Consider the following 16,887-nt stretch of genomic DNA (forward strand, 5'->3'; position numbering starts at 1 on the left):
TCATCCGACCATTAACGCAGGACGCGCAAGATCGCACAAAGTGCGATTAGCTGCAACTGCTGTGAAGTTTTTGCAGGCCGTTAAGCGGTACCTGCGCCAGTAAAGAGGATAATACAGTACCGTCCGGCAGGCTAAGGTGCGGGGCAATGTCATGCAGCGGATACAGCACAAATTCGCGTACGCGCAGGCCATAGTGCGGCACTGTTAAGCGTTCAGTGGCAATAACCTGGTCGCCATACAGCAGAATGTCTAAATCCAGCGTGCGCGGCCCCCAACGCTCAGCCTTGCGCTTACGGCCTTGCTGTTGTTCTATCTGTTGCAGGGCGTCCAGTAATTGCTCTGCACTTAGCGTGGTGTCGATAGCGGCTACGGCATTAACGTAATCCGGCTGGTCTTGCGGCCCCATAGGTTTGGAGCCGTAAAAGCCGGATACTGCCACCAGCTTGCTGTGGGTTAACTGCTTAAGCGCCTGCACAGCTTGCTGCAGTTGCGCTACTGGTTGATCCAGGTTAGCACCTAAACCGATATAACAGCGTAGCGGTGTCATTATTCTGCCGTGGGTTTACGTTTATAGCTGCGCCGGCGCCGCGGGCCTTTGTCGATGCCGTCTTTGCCCAGCTGGTTGATCAGCTGTAACCGGTCTGGCTCGTCAGCAAACTGGAACCTTTCCCACCACAGGGCCAGCTCAACTAAGCTGCCGCCTTCGGCTTCAGCACGCAATTGCAGAAAGTCAAAGGCACCACGAAATTTAGGTTGCTCCAGCAGTTTAAAGGCACGGCGGCCGGCGCGTTTGGTTAAACGGCTTTGCAGTGCCCAAATATCCCGCATCGACAGCGTAAAGCGCTTAGGGATAGCGATAGTACGCTGTATATCGTCCAGCACTTCGGTCATGGCGATATTCATTGCATCAATTTCGCTTAAGCCATCGGTCACCAGGGTTTGGCTACGCAACTCTACCGGGTACCATAGCAGGGCCGCGAAAATAAAGGCTGGCGTTACCGGTTTATCGGCATCAACCCGCTCATCGGTGTTTTGCAGCGCTTTGGTGGCTAACTGGAACGCCTTGCCTTCCGGCTCTTGCTTTAACAGTTTGTCCAGTTGCGGCAGCAGTTGCTTCAGCACCCTGGTGTCGCGCATCAGCATAAAGTTATCAAAGGCTTTGCCGGCCAGCAGCAGCTTAACCAGCTCGTCAAATAAACGCGGTGGCGGAATGTTTTTCAGCATGACTGCCAGTTGCGGGATAGGGGCTGCCGTGGCCGGTGCTATCTGCATATTTAATTTGGTGGCAAAACGAATGGCGCGCAAAATGCGTACCGGGTCTTCGCGATAGCGTGTGTCCGGGTCGCCAATCAGTTCGATTTTACGCTCTGCAATCGCCTGAATACCGTTGGCAAAATCGTACACAGAGAAGTCATTGACCGAGTAATACAACGCGTTAATGGTGAAGTCGCGTCGCTCGGCATCTTCTTCAATAGTGCCGTACACGTTATCGCGCAAAATTTGGCCATGATCGCTTAAACTGGCCGTTTTCAGCTTTGGTGCGGTGTCGGCTTCATCATCAGTGCCGCTGTGGTGGCCACGAAAGGTTGCCACCTCTATTACTTCACGGCCAAATACCACATGTGCCAGGCGAAAACGGCGGCCAATCAGCCGGCAGTTACGAAACACTTGTTTTACCTGCTCGGGTTTGGCGTTGGTGACCACGTCAAAGTCTTTCGGTTTGATACCCAGCAGTAAGTCGCGGATACAGCCGCCAACCAGATAGGCATCAAAGCCGGCATCTTTTAAGCGGTACAACACTTTAAGCGCGTTTGGGCTGATATCTTTACGCGAAATAGCATGCTGGTCGCGGCTTAAACGCTGTACTTGTGGTAACAGGCTGGCAGCGGCGGCAGGGCGTGGCGCCTGTGCTGCTTTGCCGCTGATTTTGCTTTTAGGGTTGCCTGCCTTAGGGGCTTTGGCCTTAGTGCCAAAGGTGCGGCGGCAAAAATCTAACACTCGCGAAATAATGATAATTCTCCTGACAAATACAGCCCTGAGCTGTATTTTGAAACAGCCTTGAGCTGCATTCTGAAACAGCTCTGAGCTGTATTCCAAAGCAGCCTTGAGCTGCATTTTAAAAAAACCGGCTAATAATACCGCAGCCGAAGCAAAAAAAGAATTAAACCGCGCCGGCTTAACGAAATTCTGTGCTGCTTATTTCCATTTGCCGCGGTACCTTAGTCAATTGCCAGCATGCAGTGGCCCAGCTTAACTGCTCTGCTACCGCGGCGTGTTTTAATTCAGGCGGTGGCGGGTGGCCAAGAAAACTCAGCACTTTATACATGACCTCTGCCTGCGGCCATTGGCTGATAGCCGCAGCATGGTTTTGTTTGCTGAGCTTAAAGCCTGGCTGCAGCACTGCCAGCGGTAAGTGGCCATAGCGCGGCACAGGTGCACCAAGCAAGCTACACAAGGCTTGTTGCCGCGGTGTCATTGACAGTAAATCAGCACCGCGGATCACCTCGGTTACGCCCTGGTCGATATCATCCACTACCACTACCAGCTGATAAGCAAATAAGCCATCACGGCGTTTTATAATATAATCTTCCTGTGCCAGCGGCATGCTTATCTGCTGAGCGCCAAATACCAGATCGGTAAACTGCGTATTGACGTTATTGCTGCGCAGGCGCCATGCCAGGTTATCTGCAGTTAACTGCAATGCGTTACAGCGGTTGTCGTAAGTGCCACCCATAGCACTGATTTGCTTGCGGCTGCACTGACAGGCGTAAATCAGTTGTTGCTGTTGCAACTGGCTGAACATGTCGCGGTAGCGCGTCTGGCGCTGGCTTTGATACAGCACCTGACCATCCCACAGTAAGCCAAATTGTTCTAGGGTGCGCAGAATATCGCTGTCCATGCCCGGTTGCATACGCGGTGTGTCGATGTCTTCCATCCGCACCAGCCACCGGCCATGCTGACTTTTTGCCTGCAGATAGCTGCCAACCGCAGCAATAAGGGAGCCAAAATGAAGCGGGCCGGAAGGCGAGGGCGCAAACCGGCCGATATAAGCGGGGGGAACAATTGGCATCTTAGCGGGCATCTTAGCCGCCCAGTTGCTTTTCCTTAATCTCTGCTAAGGTTTTGCAATCGATACACATGTCTGCCGTAGGACGGGCTTCCAGGCGCTTAATACCAATTTCAATACCGCAGGTATCGCAGTAACCAAAGTCTTCATCTTCGATTTTCTGCAAGGTTTTCTCAATTTTCTTCAGCAACTTACGCTCACGGTCACGGGCGCGCAGTTCTAAGCTGAATTCTTCTTCCTGGGCGGCACGATCTACCGGATCCGGGAAGTTAGCGGCTTCATCCGCCATATGGTTTTTGGTGCGGTCAACTTCTTCGCGCAACTGCTGACGCCAGGCGTCAAGAATGCGGCGGAAATGTTCCAGTTGCTTCGGGTTCATATACTCTTCCCCGACCGCTTCCTGGTATGGCGCTACACCTGCAAGGGCCAGTAAGCCCAGCGTTTTGGTAGTCTTACCCTCTGGCATAATCATCTCCTGTATAATGCCTGGCAAAAAATATGGCGGCTATAGATAGCAGAATATTGCCGGCATCGCAATCAGATTTAAAAAGACGCGGCAGTATACAGACTGCACAGCAAGCCGTCATCTTATTTAATTCGCTGTGCAAGACCGTGCAGTTTAGCGTAGCAAAGTGACAAAATAACGCGGTGAGCTTTTGCGCGTAAAGCCTTGTGGTACACTCAGTAGCACAGCATATCACTTAGCAACAGCACTGATTAAAAAGGATTAAACATGGCAGACGTTGTGCAAATTCAGCTTCAAACAGCAAGCGCCGCAAGCAAATGGGGCAAAGCAGCGCTTACGCCCACCGTGAATGGTTTTCAAATTCATCTTAACGGCGCTGATGCACAGCGCAGTGTGCAAAAAGCCGCCCGCAGCTTAGACGGCTTAGGCCTGACACAGCTACAGTTAAGTGGTGATAACTGGACATTAGAGCTGCAATGGGCGTTTTATCAGGGCTTTTGCAGTGCAAAAAAACAAACCGGGGTGCAATTTTGTGGCGACTCCACCACCATTGCCCAACTTGAACAACTGGCACAGTGTTTCAGCTGGGCCAAGCAGCTGATTAACCAAACTCCGGATGAACTGTACCCCGAACAACTGGCGAAACAGGCCGCGGCCTTTATTAACAGTGTGGCAGCAGCAGGCACGGTCAGCAGCCATATATTGCTCGATGAACAACTGCTGGCTCAGGGTTGGCATGGCTTGCACGCTGTTGGACGTGGCAGTGCGCGTAAGCCGGCCATGTTGGTACTGGACTATAACCCCACCGGCAATACTGCAGCGCCGGTGAGTGCGGCACTGGTAGGTAAGGGCATTACCTTTGACAGTGGCGGTTACTCGATTAAAGCTACTGAAAGCATGCTGGCGATGAAGTGCGATATGGGCGGTGCTGCTACGGTAACGGCCGCGCTGGCGCTGGCGATACTGCAGGGGCTGAATAAGCGTGTACAGCTGATCTTATGCTGTGCAGAAAACCTGATCAGCAGTAACGCCTATAAGCTGGGTGATATTATTACCTATAAAAACGGTACTACGGTTGAGATTGTTAATACCGATGCCGAAGGTCGCTTAGTACTGGCTGATGGCCTGATGTGTGCGGCAGAAAGCGGCGCCGGGCTGATTATTGATGCCGCTACCTTAACCGGTGCTGCCATGACGGCGGTGGGCGGCGAATACAATGCGCTGTTTGCGCTGGATAAAGCGCTGGCGCAAAAAGCCCTGGCCTACGCCGAACAAGCGCAGGAGCCCACCTGGCAGTTACCGCTGGAGCTATGGCATCAGCAACAATGTCCGTCGGCTTATGCCGATACCGCCAACAGCCGGCCGGTAAAAGGCGGTGGTGCCGGTGGCGCCAGCAACGCCGCCGGTTTTTTAAGCCGCTTTGTGCCTAACGACGGCAAAGGCTGGTTACATTTTGATTTAGCGGCCGCCTTTAATAACAGCAATAACGCTTATTGGGCTGCCGGTGCCACCGGCCAGGGCATTCGTACCCTCAGTGCTACCTTACTTGGCGAAGCCTGAAACGGCACAAGGCTGGGGCGTCAGCAGAAAACAGGGTAAACTGGCGCTAATATAATTTTGTGTGGGTTAAGTAGTGTTACCTGTTGCTGAAATTGTTCCGCAGTTGCTGTCACTGTTACAGCAGCATAATAAAGTGATTTTGTCGGCGCCGCCCGGTGCCGGCAAATCGACCTATCTGCCGCTGTATTTATTGCAGCACGCCGATTTTGCCGGCAAAAAGTTGTTAATGCTGGAACCGCGCCGCTTGGCAGCAAAAAGTATTGCGGCCTATCTGGCGGCACAACTGGGCGAAGCCGTAGGCGACAGTGTGGGTTACCAGATCCGCCAGGAACAAAAACACAGCAGCAACACCCGTTTGCTTATTGTTACCGAAGGCATATTAACCCGTAAATTACAGCAGGACCCTGAACTGAGCACAGTGGATCTGCTGCTGTTTGATGAATTCCACGAGCGTTCATTACATGCAGATTTAGCCCTGGCGCTGTGTCTGGAAGTGCAGCAACTGCGGCCACAGTTGCAATTGCTGATTATGTCAGCCACCCTGGACATGGCGCAGCTAGCCAGCAGGCTGGACGCGCCGGTACTGGCCAGTGAAGGTCGCAGTTATCCGGTAACGGTAGAGTATGTGCTGCCGGGCAGCCAACCTTTGGCGCAGCAAATTGCCGCTTTAGTGCAGATGGCGCTGAGTAAACATGACGGCAATATTCTGGTGTTTTTACCCGGCCAGGCGGAAATTAACCAAAGTGCCCAGCTGTTGCAGCAACAGGGTTTCGCCGCCAATGTGCAGCTACATCGTTTGCTGGGCAGCCTGACATTGGCACAGCAACAAGCTGCTATTGCGCCACCGCCGGCCGGTATGCGCAAAGTGGTACTGTCGACCAATCTGGCCGAAACCAGTTTAACCATCGACGGCATCAGCGTAGTGATCGACAGCGGCCTGTGCCGGCAAAGCAGGTTTAATCCACGCCAGGGCTTAAGTGTGCTGGAAACCGCCGCTATCAGCCAGGCGTCGGCTATTCAGCGTGCCGGCCGCGCCGGCCGGTTATTACCCGGCCATTGCTACCGGCTGGACACAGCAGAGAAATGGCAGCGCAGAGCACGGTTTGAGGCGCCGGAGATTGAGATCAGTGATTTAACCGCATTGCGGCTTGAGGTAGCTGCCTGGGGTTGTCAGGTAGATGATTTACACTGGTTAACGCCGCCACCAGCCGCGTCTTTAGCGGTGGCAGAGCAATTGCTGCAGCAACTGGGGTTTATTGACAGCCGCGGCGTTATTACGGCCACGGGGCGGCTGGCGCATAAACTGGGCACCGAGCCCAGGCTGGCGGCCATGTTGTTACATGCGCAGCAACTGGCGCAGCAGGGGCACCGGCATGCACCGGCGCTGGCATGTGTACTGGCAGCCTTGCTGGAAGATACGCGGGTGCTGCAGGGCGATCTATACAGCCTGCTTGGCCGCGTGAAGCAAACACTGCCACTGCAGTGGCAACAGGCACAAAGTTTCGCCCGTTTGCTAGGCTGTCAGCTGACAGAATCGCTACCGCTGGAGTTAGCGCCGGTGCTGGCACTGCGGGCTTTCCCGGATCGTTTAGCCAAACGCCGTGGCCAGGGTTATCAGTTAGCCAACGGCATTGGCGCCGTATTGCAGGAGGGCCACAGCTTAACCGGACAAGCCTGGTTGGTGGTGCTGCATATGCAGCAGTTTGGCCGCGATAACCGCATTTATCATGCGCTTGGTATCAGTAGCGATGTCATAGTGACAGACTGGCAGGCAGAGCTTGGCTGGCACACGCAAACGTCCTGGGATGACAAAAACGGTCGCTTTTTTACCGAGCAGCAACTTAATTTCGGCCAGTGCCTGCTTGATGCCAAGCCGGCGCCGTTGCAACTGACAGCAGAGCAAAAGCAGCAAGCGTGGCAAGCTTATATCCGTAACAAAGGCTTAAGCTGTCTGAACTGGAGCGACACTGTGCTGCAATTACGGGCCAGAGTAGCGCTATTGCAGCAGCATCAACCTGATGCCGGCTGGCCGGATTTTTCCGACGCTGCCTTGTTAAACACCTTACCGGACTGGCTTGGTGCTTATTTAGCGCCGCTGAGTAAAAGTGCGGCTTTGGCACAGTTACCCTTGTATGACGCCTTGCTGCAATGCTTAAGTTATCAGCAGCAACAGCAGTTGAATCAGCTGTTACCCACGCATTGGCAAGCGCCTACCGGCTCACGGCTTAGCATTGATTATCTGGCCGACGGCGGGCCGGCGCTTTCAGTGCGGGTTCAGGAAATGTATGGTCAGATGAGTTCGCCCTGCTTATTACAGGGCAAGGTAAATATCACCATTGCTTTGCTGTCACCGTCACGGCAGCCGCTGCAGGTGACACAGAATTTAGCCAGTTTCTGGCAAAACGCCTGGCAAGAGGTAAGAAAAGAAATGCGCGGGCGCTACCCGAAACATTACTGGCCGGAAGATCCGGCTCAAGCGATGCCAACAACAAAAACGAAAAAGGCGATGCTTAAATGAGCAGAAAACCAGCGGCGCCGACCAGGCGCGCTAAACCAGCTGCGGCCGGGCGATCCTCACCGGGTTACCGGCTGAAACGCAGCGCGCTATTCTTGGGTAAACTTGCTTTATTGCTGTTGTTAATACTGACGTTTTACCTGATTTACCTTGATAGCAAAATCAGCAAAAAATTCAGCGGCCAAAAATGGCAGGTGCCGGCGCAAATTTATGCCCGCAGTGTCGAGTTGGTGCCGGGCAAAGTGATTACGCAGCAGCAGCTGATGGCACAGTTAGATGCGCTGCAATATCAGCGCAACCCGGCGCTGAATGCGCCCGGGCAGTACAGCGTGTCACGCAATCACATCAGCATTTATCGCCGGCCTTTTACCTATGTAGATGGCTATGAAGCGCCTTTATTGTTCAGCGTCGAGTTTAACCGCAGTGGTATTAACCGTATTACGCAACGCCAGCAACAGGATGCAGTGAATTTTGCCAGGCTGGAGCCGCAGCTGATTGAACATCTGGTAGCAGCGCAGCAGGAAGACCGCGAATTAGTTCGCCTGGAGCAGGTGCCGGAATTATTTAAAGACACCTTGCTACTGGTAGAAGACCGCGAGTTTTATCATCACCATGGCGTATCACCGTTGTCGGTGCTGCGTGCATTGTGGGTCAATATTACCGCCGGTAAAACTGTGCAGGGCGGCTCTACGCTGACCCAGCAACTGGCAAAAAACATGTACCTCAGCAGTGACCGCACTTTATGGCGTAAAGCCAATGAAGCCTTAATAGCACTGGTGCTGGATTATCGTTTTAACAAAGATCAGATCCTCGAAGCTTATATTAACGAAGTTTTTGTCGGACAGAATTACGCCAATGCGGTGCATGGCTTTGGTCTGGGTGCCAGGTTTTACTTTGGTAAACCGCTGACCGAGCTGCAGCCGGCAGAATATGCGCTGATGATAGGCCTGTTAAAGGGGCCGTCGTATTTTGACCCGCGCCGCCATCCGCAGCGGGCGCAGCAGCGCCGGGATGTTGTACTGCGGCTGATGTTTGAGCAGCATTTGTTAAACCGGCAGCAGTATGAACACGCTGTGCAACAGCCGGTAACAGTGCTCCCGCGCGGCCAGTATCTGAATTCCGGTTATGCCGCCTACCTGGATGGCGTCAAAAAAGAGTTACGTCAGCTTAGCATCAGCCCGGAATACCGCGACCAGGGCATTAAAGTGTTTACCTATCTGGATACGCAGGCGCAGCGCGCAGCAGAGCAAGCCCTGCAAACGCAGCTGGCGCCGCTGGATAGCGAGCTGCAGGCTGCCATGATAGTGGCAAATTATCAGCAGGCAGAAATTATTGCCATGGTGGGTAGCAAAGATGGTGTCCAGGGGGGCTTTAACCGCGCTATTGATGCCAGGCGGCAAATTGGCAGTATCATCAAGCCGGTAATTTATCTGGAGGCCTTAGCGCAGCGTGGCCGTTATACCCTGGCCAGCCGGTTGGAGGATAATCCGATACGGCTGCGCAGCAATGACCAGGATTGGCAACCGCAGAATTTCGACAAGCAGTACCGCGGCAATGTCAGCCTGATTGATGCATTGGCCGACTCTTTGAATATTCCTACGGTGCGGCTGGGTTTGCAGTTAGGCTTGCCGGCTATTAACGACGGGCTGCGCAAGCTGGGCTTGAACCGCAAAGTAAAATTGCACCCGGCTGCCTTGCTCGGTGCAATAGAGCTAAGCCCGCTGGAAGTGACTCAGCTATATCAAACGCTGGCTAATAATGGCAGGCACCAGCAGTTAACCACCTTATATGCGGTGACCGACAGTAACGGTCATGTTTTGCATATGCGCGATCATCAGCTGACCCAGCGCTACAACAATGAAGAAATATATTTGTTGCAGTACGCCTTAATGCAGGCGGCAAAAACCGGCACTGCTAAAATGCTGAATCGTCAATTCCCCGGTGTGATTCTGGCGGGTAAAACCGGCACCTCCAGTGATTACCGTGACAGCTGGTTTAGTGGTTTTGATCAGCAAACGCTGACCACAGTGTGGTTAGGCCGTGATGACAACAAAACTATCGGCCTGACCGGGGCCACCGGTGCCTTGGGGGTGTTTAGCCGTTACTACAGCCTGCAGCCACCGGATTCATTGATCCGCGCTATGCCTGAACAGGTAAGTTTACAGGCATTTTCGCTTAACAGCGGTTATGCAGAAGCACAAAATTGTCTTAACATATTGTTATTACCTGCGATTTCAGTTGAAATGCCTGTAATGACTCAATGCACAGAAGAATAACAGCGATTGTCTGACGTTATGGCGCTAAAACCCGACAGCCCGTTACAGGTAGGAGACTGGCAATATTTACCCGAGCAGGACAAACTGGTGCAGTTTGACCCTGACGGTAAGATTATTGCCACGGCTGACCTGGATAATTTGTCACAAAAGGTGGCAAATTATTTTATTGTGCATGCCGGTAAGCTGGTCACCAAAGACGAGTTACTGCTTGATGTATGGGGCATTCGTGATGTGTCGGACGGTCGTGTAACCCGGGTTATCCGCGTATTGCGGGTGGCACTGGGCGATGACACCCGCGAACCACGCTATATCGAAACCATTCCCAAACGCGGCTATCGCTTTATTGCGCCGGTGTCGGCAATAGTACCGCCGGAATCACAGGACGCTGCTCAACCGCTAACCAGCAATACTGCACCACAGGTTAAAAAACGCAGTAATAAACCTTTGTTACTTGGCACCGCAGCTGTTGCGCTACTGGTGATGTTACTGAGTTGGTGGTTCTGGCCGGCAGATACTGTGGGCGATAATGCTGATACGATACCGATGTTGAGGTATTCGCCGGTTACTTCACTGGATGGTTTGGAGTTTTACCATAATGTGTCGGAAGACGAGCGCTATCTGGTTTACAGTTATGCCAGCCCGGAAGAAGAAAATGTTACTGTGCTCATGCTGGAGGATCTGAAGGAGCATAAACGGGCACAGCTTACTGAATCGGCTTATAGTAGCTTCGGTGCCGCATTTAGTCCGGATGGGAGTCAGATTATTTACCAGAGGGTCTATCCGAACGGTGAGTGTGATATAAGAATACTGGATTTCAATAGTGATACGTTCTCTGTAGCCAACGATAGACAACTGTTGGCGTGTGGTGATAACTCAATTTCTTCCCGTATCACCTGGTCACCTGATGGCACTTATATTGTTTATCCAACGATGAGCGATAACAGACAAACAGTTTTGATGTTGAAGCGCGTTGCCAGTGGCGCTGCTGAAGTGCTTACAACGCCTCCGCCTACAAGTTTTGGTGATTATGTAGCAAGATTTTCTAACTCCGGCAACAAAATAACTTTTCTGCGGGAAGCTGCGGGGTCGGCCCAAATATGGGTGTTGGATTTATCCAGTCGCGAAACATCAATGTTGGTGAAGGTAACTGATGTATTGCCAGGCAACATAGACTGGACCAATGATGATAAATATATTGTGTATCCCTCTGCACCTACTGCGATAAACCGTGTAGAAGTCAGTACCGGTATAACCAGTGTTGTTGCTTATACAGATTTTAATGCTTTGGAAATACAGATAGTCAAAAGCAACCGGGTTTATGCCTCCATTGGTAATTTTGCTCACGTTAATATTAAGAAAGTGTCGAACCAGATCACTAACCCATCGCAAGAAAGCAGTACCGTGTTCAGCTCGAACAGAAATGAAACTCTGGCAGAGGCTAATCCTGTAGCGCAAGGGCCAACGGCGGTTGTGTCACGTCGCTCCGGTTTACCTCAGGTTTGGCTGTTTTACCCAAATGGTGAGCAGAAGCAAATCACTTATTTTGATAAAAATGAACGCTTTCGCAGCTTGGTGTTTTCTCCTGACGGGAAGAAACTGTTAGCGCAAATAAACAATGAAATCTGGTTGTTATCAGACGTAGTGCCGCCAATCCGACTGTCTGATACCAGCGACAACGTTATAGCTTCGCCTGCCTGGAGCCATGATGGCCTGAAGGTATATTATGCAGAGTCTAAAAATGGCCGCTGGAATATTGTCAGCCACGAGATTAGCGATAATATGCTAATGCCTGGGGTATTTGCTGTTGATCGTGAGCTGTATATTGAAAGTTATGATGGTAAATACAGCCTTTGGCGCGATGCTATATCGAAAAAGTTTTATATTCTATGGTCTGATACACAGCAGGTGGAGGAAATTCCTATTGCTTTGCCAGAGAACCAACTGTGGTTAAAAGTTCAAACTACCGCAAATGGAATTTATTTTACGTACTTGTTAGAGGATATTAAGTATTCTCTAAAATATTATGCTTTTGACAGCAAAAAAATCAGCGACGCGGTAGCAGTTGATTACTTGTATCACAGCCGGTTTAGCCTGACACCTGATGAGAATTATATCTATATCCTTGAAGCCGTAAGAGGGGATTTTGACGTTGCGTATATAGCGTTACCGTAGGGAATTTGTAATTATTTTATACTGAAATCATCGAGATAATTAATTGTCAGCCGCCTAATGTCTATTCGTCTTTAGCCAAACCAGAGAGCGAAAAACATGAAAAAGCTGACATTAGCTGCCACCACCCTTGTCGTTGCCGCCGGTTATTTTGGAGTAAATGCTGATACTGAGCTCAAAGCGGAGCAGAAAGTATGGGATGCCACCGACTATATAGCTTGTGTATGGTTCCCTGCTTGTGGCGACCCTGATATATACAGCCCTGCATTAGAGCCAAAAGACGCTACCAGAGATGTACGTAGCGTTAAGGAAGAAAAGGTAGCCTGACTTTAGTGGTTTAAACCGCAACACTAAACATTTCTTATAGTTAGGGTATAATCCGACCCGACAGTCAATTGTCGGGCGGACCTTAATGTCACATCTGGACCCTGTGGTACAAATTGGAAACTGGTATTATCAGGTGATTTACGGTCAGCTGTGGCCGGTTGATGCCACTATGCGGGCTGAATCCATGATCCGCTTAGAACCCAGGCTGCACAGTCTGCTGAATTATTTTCTATTACACCCGAATATTTTACTGGCAAAAGATACCTTAATTGAAAAAGTCTGGCCCGCTGATGAAGGCACAGATGCAGCGGTAATGCGCGCTGTGGGGGCGCTGCGTAAGGTGCTGGGCGACGATGTACGGGCGCCGGTTTATATTGAAACTTCTTCCAAAAAAGGCTACCGCTGGTTGGCTGAGATTACGCCGGCCAGATTGCAGGATATCGGCCTGATTAGCGCAACTGACGCCAGCGATGCGGCTGACAACAACAATACCGGCTTGATAGTGAAACCGCGCAAAGCGTGGCGCTTTATCGCGGCAACTGCAGCGGCTTTAATTGTTGGCGGGGCCAGTTTGGCTTACGTGCTGGCTACTTATACCGCAGCCCCGCTGCTAAAGTTACCGGATACCATAACGCCGGTCAGTGCACTTAGCGGCCAGGAATATTGGCCGGTGTTGTATCCTGATCAATCCCACGTGTTATATCAGCATAAAGCCATAGGCGCAGACACACTGAACTGGAGCGTGCAAAATCTGGCTGATCTGCGGGTTGAACACCTGGCACAACAGTACCGTCGTTTATCTCAGGCGTTGTGGCCCGATAGCAAACACATAGTATTTCGCGCGCAAGGTGAAACACAGGGCTGTTATTTTTATCGTCAGGCACTTATCCCTGTGATTGAGCCACCACAACAGCTGTGGCCTTGCCGGCAGGTTATGCCACAAGGTGCGGCCTTATGGCAAGATAGCCTGCTGTGGCTTGACAGAGACAGCACAACGGGCCAGTTGCAGTTGATGCGAGGCCGTTGGGGCGAAGCGGCGGAACAGCTGCTGACATTGCGCGGTAATTGGCGTGATATCACCCACCTGCTGTTGCGGGAGGACACGCTGTATTTGGTGGCTGAAGAAACGGTCAATCAATCTGCATTGTTACAATTAAAACTACCTGATGGCCTGCCGCATGTGTTAATGCGCTTGCCTTATGTTGTTACTCAATTCAGTTGGTGGGACAACAAACAATTGCTGCTCTCCGGTGAACAACAAGAACTGCAGATTGTTGACCTTAAATCGAAAAATATGCAGAGCCTGGGCCGGTTAACGCGGGATCTGACACAGGCATCGCGCCACCCGGGGCAGGTGTTAGCCACACAGTTTTTAGATTACACCACCGATATTTTGCGTGTCGTAAATGATACAACCCATGCCGGCATTCGCCTGGTGCCCTGGCACATGAGTAACCGTAACGAGCGCCTACCGGCGATAAGTGAGCGCGGTCAGGTGGCTTATGTGTCAGAACGCGCCGGGCATAATCAAATTTGGTTGGCGCAAGGGCGCGACAGCAGGCAGCTTAGTCATTTAACCGAGCAGCAATATGTGCAGCAATTGTTTTGGCACCGGCAACAATTGCTGGTGCTGATCAATGCCATGTTATACCGGCTTGACGCAGATTCCGGCGTGCTAACGCCTTATCCGCAGGCCCCGGACACAGCGGTAGGGCGTTATGCCAGCTGCGATAATGTACTGTACTGGACCACGCTGACTGACAATGGTTGGCAGTTGATGGCGGAGAGCAGCAACACCGCCTTGCTGGAAGGCGTAACCGATGTGCGCTGTGGGCCGCAGCAGGCGTTAGTTGTGCAATTTGCTGATTCCACTGCACTGGCGCTGCTAACACCAACACAGCAACTGCTGACGTTGCCGGTGTATATTGATTGGCACAGCAGCAGTGCTGAGCAATGGTTCAGCGATGACAGTGGTATTTACTGGCTGGGAGATAACAACACGATTTATCGTTTTGACTGGTTAGCGCAGCAAACGATGCCGTTGTTGAGCGCTGCGCCGGAAATGCTGCTGGCTATTTACAGCAACGGTAATGGCCCGGGTTATATCGTACGGCAACGGCCGTACGATACTGATATCGTCTGGTTGCAAAACCGCCGTTAAAGCTGTTTAAAGCTATGCTCTGCGGCGGCGATGGTTTGCGCCAGGTCGTCATCACTGTGCGCCAGCGATAAAAAGCCGGCTTCATAAGCAGATGGCGCCAGATAAATACCTTGTTGCAGCATCAGGTGGAAGAAGCGCTTAAAGGCATCGGTATCACACTGTGTTGCCTGGGCAAAGTTGGTTACTGTTGCTTCTTTAGTAAAGAACAAACCAAACATGCCGCCCACCTGATTGGTTGCCAGTGGCACGCCATGTTTCGCTGCGACAGCACTGATACCCTGGATCAGTTGCGTTGTTTTTGCAGTCAAGGCTTCATAGACGCCGGCTTTACTGATCTCGGTCAGTGCCGCCAGGCCTGCCGCCATTGCAATAGGGTTACCGGATAAGGTACCGGCCTGATATACCGGCCCCAGCGGCGCTATCTGCTGCATAATCTCACGTTTACCACCAAAGGCGCCTACCGGCATGCCGCCGCCGATAATTTTACCTAAGGTAGTTAAGTCCGGTTTCACGTTGTACACCGCCTGAGCCCCGCCCAGTGCCACACGAAAGCCGGTCATCACTTCATCAAAAATTAATACTGCACCGTACTGATCACACAGCTGGCGTAAGCCTTGTAAAAAGCCTTCTGTAGGCGGAATACAATTCATATTACCGGCTACCGGCTCAACAATAATACAGGCGATATCATTACCATGCTGTACGAACAGTCGCTCTAACTGTGGCAGATTATTAAATTCACTGGTAAGGGTATATTTGGCAAAATCGGCCGGCACGCCGGGCGAATTCGGTACGCCCAGGGTTAAAGCGCCGGAGCCGGCTTTTACCAGTAAAGAGTCGGCATGACCGTGATAACAGCCTTCAAATTTCACAATGGTATTACGCCCGGTGTAGCCACGCGCCAGGCGAATAGCACTCATGGTAGCTTCGGTGCCGGAGCTCACCATCCTTACCATTTCCATCGACGGCACCAGTTTACTCACCAGTTCGGCCATGGTTACTTCAGCCGGGCAGGGCGCGCCAAAGCTTAAACCTTTGGCGGCAGCCTCAATTACCGCATTGCGGATGGCCGGATGGTTGTGGCCCAGCAACATCGGGCCCCAGGAGCCGATATAATCAATGTAACGCTTGCCATCAACGTCAAACAGATAAGCGCCGTCGGCACGGTCGATAAACACCGGGGTGCCACCCACGCTTTTAAAAGCGCGCACCGGGGAGTTTACACCGCCGGGAATAGTGTGCTGGGCACGTTGGAACAGTTCTGCAGATAAAGACATAAATCAGTTTCCGATAATTAAGAAGAAACAGCCGGCGGCCGTGTTAGCCGCTGTGTTTATTGCTGTACCAGGGCACGGCGCATTCGTAGTTGCTGATAATATTGTCTACCCCCAGGGTTAAGGCAAACAAGGCCATCCGCACCAGAATACCGTTGTCGGCCTGGCGGAAGATAGCCAGGTTAGGGTTCAGGTTCAAATCGTTATCCAACTCGTTGGCCTCTACCCGTGAATCACGCGGCAGCGGATGCATAATCACCGTATTGGATTTGCAATAGCGGGTATAAATTTCCTGGTTTAAGCGGAATTTACCGCGGTATAAGTTGGCTTCAGCCTTCGACGGGAAGCGCTCTTCCTGGATCCGCGTTTGGTAGACAATATCAGCGTTCAGGTTGCCTTCCAGTACATCAGTAATGGTGACCTGATGGCCGGCGTTTTCTATGGCACTGACAATGTCGTCCGGCATTGCCAGCTCTTTGGGGGCGATCAGCGTGAAGCGCAGGTTTTTGTATAGCTTTAACAGCTTGGATAACGAATGCACGGTGCGGCCAAACTTTAAATCACCCACCATAGCGATATGCATACCATCAATACTCTGGCCGGACGAGGCCAGCTCGCGTTCTATGGTAAACAAGTCCAACAGGGCCTGGGTCGGGTGTTCGTTGGCACCGTCACCGCCGTTTAGCACCGGTACACGGCTACCTAAGGCAAATTCGGCTACCGAACCGGCTTGCGGATGGCGCATAGCGATAACATCGCTGTAGCTGCTGATCACCCTGGCGGTATCAAACAGCGATTCACCTTTAGATAACGCAGACGATTCCATACCGGTGGTTTCACGCACTTCACCGCCCAGCAAGTTAAACGCACAGCCGAAACTGACCCGGGTGCGGGTGCTGGGTTCAAAAAACAGGTTACCTAATATAGCGCCTTCAAGCACTTTGGTACGTTTTTGCCGGCTGGCATAAGGCTGCATCTTACGGGCAATATCAAAAACATGTTGAATGGTGTCGCGATCAAATTGGCTTACCGAGAGGATGTGTTCGCCTTTAAAGCTCATAGTCAGTGCTCT

General features: G+C 51.8%; 12 protein-coding genes. 6 read left to right on the forward strand and 6 right to left on the reverse strand.

Features of this window, described 5'->3' with window-relative positions:
- Nucleotides 1-46: 46 nt before the first annotated feature.
- The 4 genes from folK to dksA form a co-directional block, all read right to left on the reverse strand.
- Nucleotides 47-547 carry a 2-amino-4-hydroxy-6-hydroxymethyldihydropteridine diphosphokinase gene (gene folK / locus ACTZWV_RS04510; protein ID WP_444785391.1) on the reverse strand — a complete coding sequence of 167 codons (501 nt, stop codon included), beginning with the start codon at nucleotides 545-547 and terminating at the stop codon, nucleotides 47-49.
- Nucleotides 547-1,998, reverse strand: a complete 1,452-nt coding sequence (gene pcnB, locus ACTZWV_RS04515) for a polynucleotide adenylyltransferase PcnB (protein WP_444785392.1) — start codon at nucleotides 1,996-1,998, stop codon at nucleotides 547-549. The genes folK and pcnB overlap by 1 nt, the downstream gene beginning before the upstream one ends.
- 178 nt (nucleotides 1,999-2,176) lie before the next feature.
- Nucleotides 2,177-3,070: a tRNA glutamyl-Q(34) synthetase GluQRS gene (gene gluQRS, locus ACTZWV_RS04520; protein ID WP_444785393.1), complete on the reverse strand. Its 894-nt coding sequence runs from the start codon at nucleotides 3,068-3,070 to the stop codon at nucleotides 2,177-2,179.
- A 13-nt stretch (nucleotides 3,071-3,083) separates the two neighbouring features.
- A complete protein-coding gene (gene dksA / locus ACTZWV_RS04525; protein WP_173499276.1) occupies nucleotides 3,084-3,533 on the reverse strand; it encodes an RNA polymerase-binding protein DksA in 450 nt (149 codons plus the stop codon).
- A gap of 267 nt (nucleotides 3,534-3,800) precedes the next feature.
- Between dksA and pepB the strand changes: the two genes are divergently transcribed.
- The 6 genes from pepB to ACTZWV_RS04555 all read left to right on the forward strand — a co-directional run bounded on the left by pepB (nucleotide 3,801) and on the right by ACTZWV_RS04555 (nucleotide 14,541).
- Nucleotides 3,801-5,093 (forward strand): aminopeptidase PepB, encoded by a 1,293-nt coding sequence (pepB, locus tag ACTZWV_RS04530; protein WP_444785394.1) that lies wholly within the window; start codon nucleotides 3,801-3,803, stop codon nucleotides 5,091-5,093.
- 73 nt (nucleotides 5,094-5,166) lie between these two features.
- On the forward strand, nucleotides 5,167-7,611 hold the full coding sequence (gene hrpB / locus ACTZWV_RS04535) for an ATP-dependent helicase HrpB (RefSeq protein WP_444785395.1): 2,445 nt from the start codon (nucleotides 5,167-5,169) through the stop codon (nucleotides 7,609-7,611).
- Nucleotides 7,608-9,884, forward strand: coding sequence for a penicillin-binding protein 1B (mrcB, locus tag ACTZWV_RS04540; protein WP_444785396.1), 2,277 nt, complete (start codon nucleotides 7,608-7,610; stop codon nucleotides 9,882-9,884). Before hrpB ends, mrcB begins: the two co-directional genes overlap by 4 nt.
- An 18-nt stretch (nucleotides 9,885-9,902) precedes the next feature.
- Nucleotides 9,903-12,056, forward strand: a complete 2,154-nt coding sequence (locus tag ACTZWV_RS04545) for a winged helix-turn-helix domain-containing protein (RefSeq protein ID WP_444785643.1) — start codon at nucleotides 9,903-9,905, stop codon at nucleotides 12,054-12,056.
- Nucleotides 12,057-12,152: 96 nt separating this feature from the next.
- Nucleotides 12,153-12,380, forward strand: a complete 228-nt coding sequence (locus ACTZWV_RS04550; protein WP_444785397.1) for a hypothetical protein — start codon at nucleotides 12,153-12,155, stop codon at nucleotides 12,378-12,380.
- Nucleotides 12,381-12,465: 85 nt separating this feature from the next.
- Complete coding sequence (locus tag ACTZWV_RS04555) at nucleotides 12,466-14,541, forward strand: winged helix-turn-helix domain-containing protein (RefSeq protein WP_444785398.1); 2,076 nt, start codon at nucleotides 12,466-12,468, stop codon at nucleotides 14,539-14,541.
- Here ACTZWV_RS04555 and hemL read toward each other — a convergent pair.
- On the reverse strand, nucleotides 14,538-15,818 hold the full coding sequence (hemL, locus tag ACTZWV_RS04560; protein WP_444785399.1) for a glutamate-1-semialdehyde 2,1-aminomutase: 1,281 nt from the start codon (nucleotides 15,816-15,818) through the stop codon (nucleotides 14,538-14,540). The two genes, ACTZWV_RS04555 and hemL, sit on opposite strands and share 4 nt — an antisense overlap.
- A gap of 43 nt (nucleotides 15,819-15,861) precedes the next feature.
- Nucleotides 15,862-16,875 (reverse strand): aspartate carbamoyltransferase, encoded by a 1,014-nt coding sequence (locus tag ACTZWV_RS04565; protein WP_444785400.1) that lies wholly within the window; start codon nucleotides 16,873-16,875, stop codon nucleotides 15,862-15,864.
- Nucleotides 16,876-16,887 lie beyond the last annotated feature (12 nt).

The organism is Rheinheimera sp. NSM (genome assembly GCF_052380015.1).
Lineage (GTDB): Bacteria > Pseudomonadota > Gammaproteobacteria > Enterobacterales > Alteromonadaceae > Alishewanella.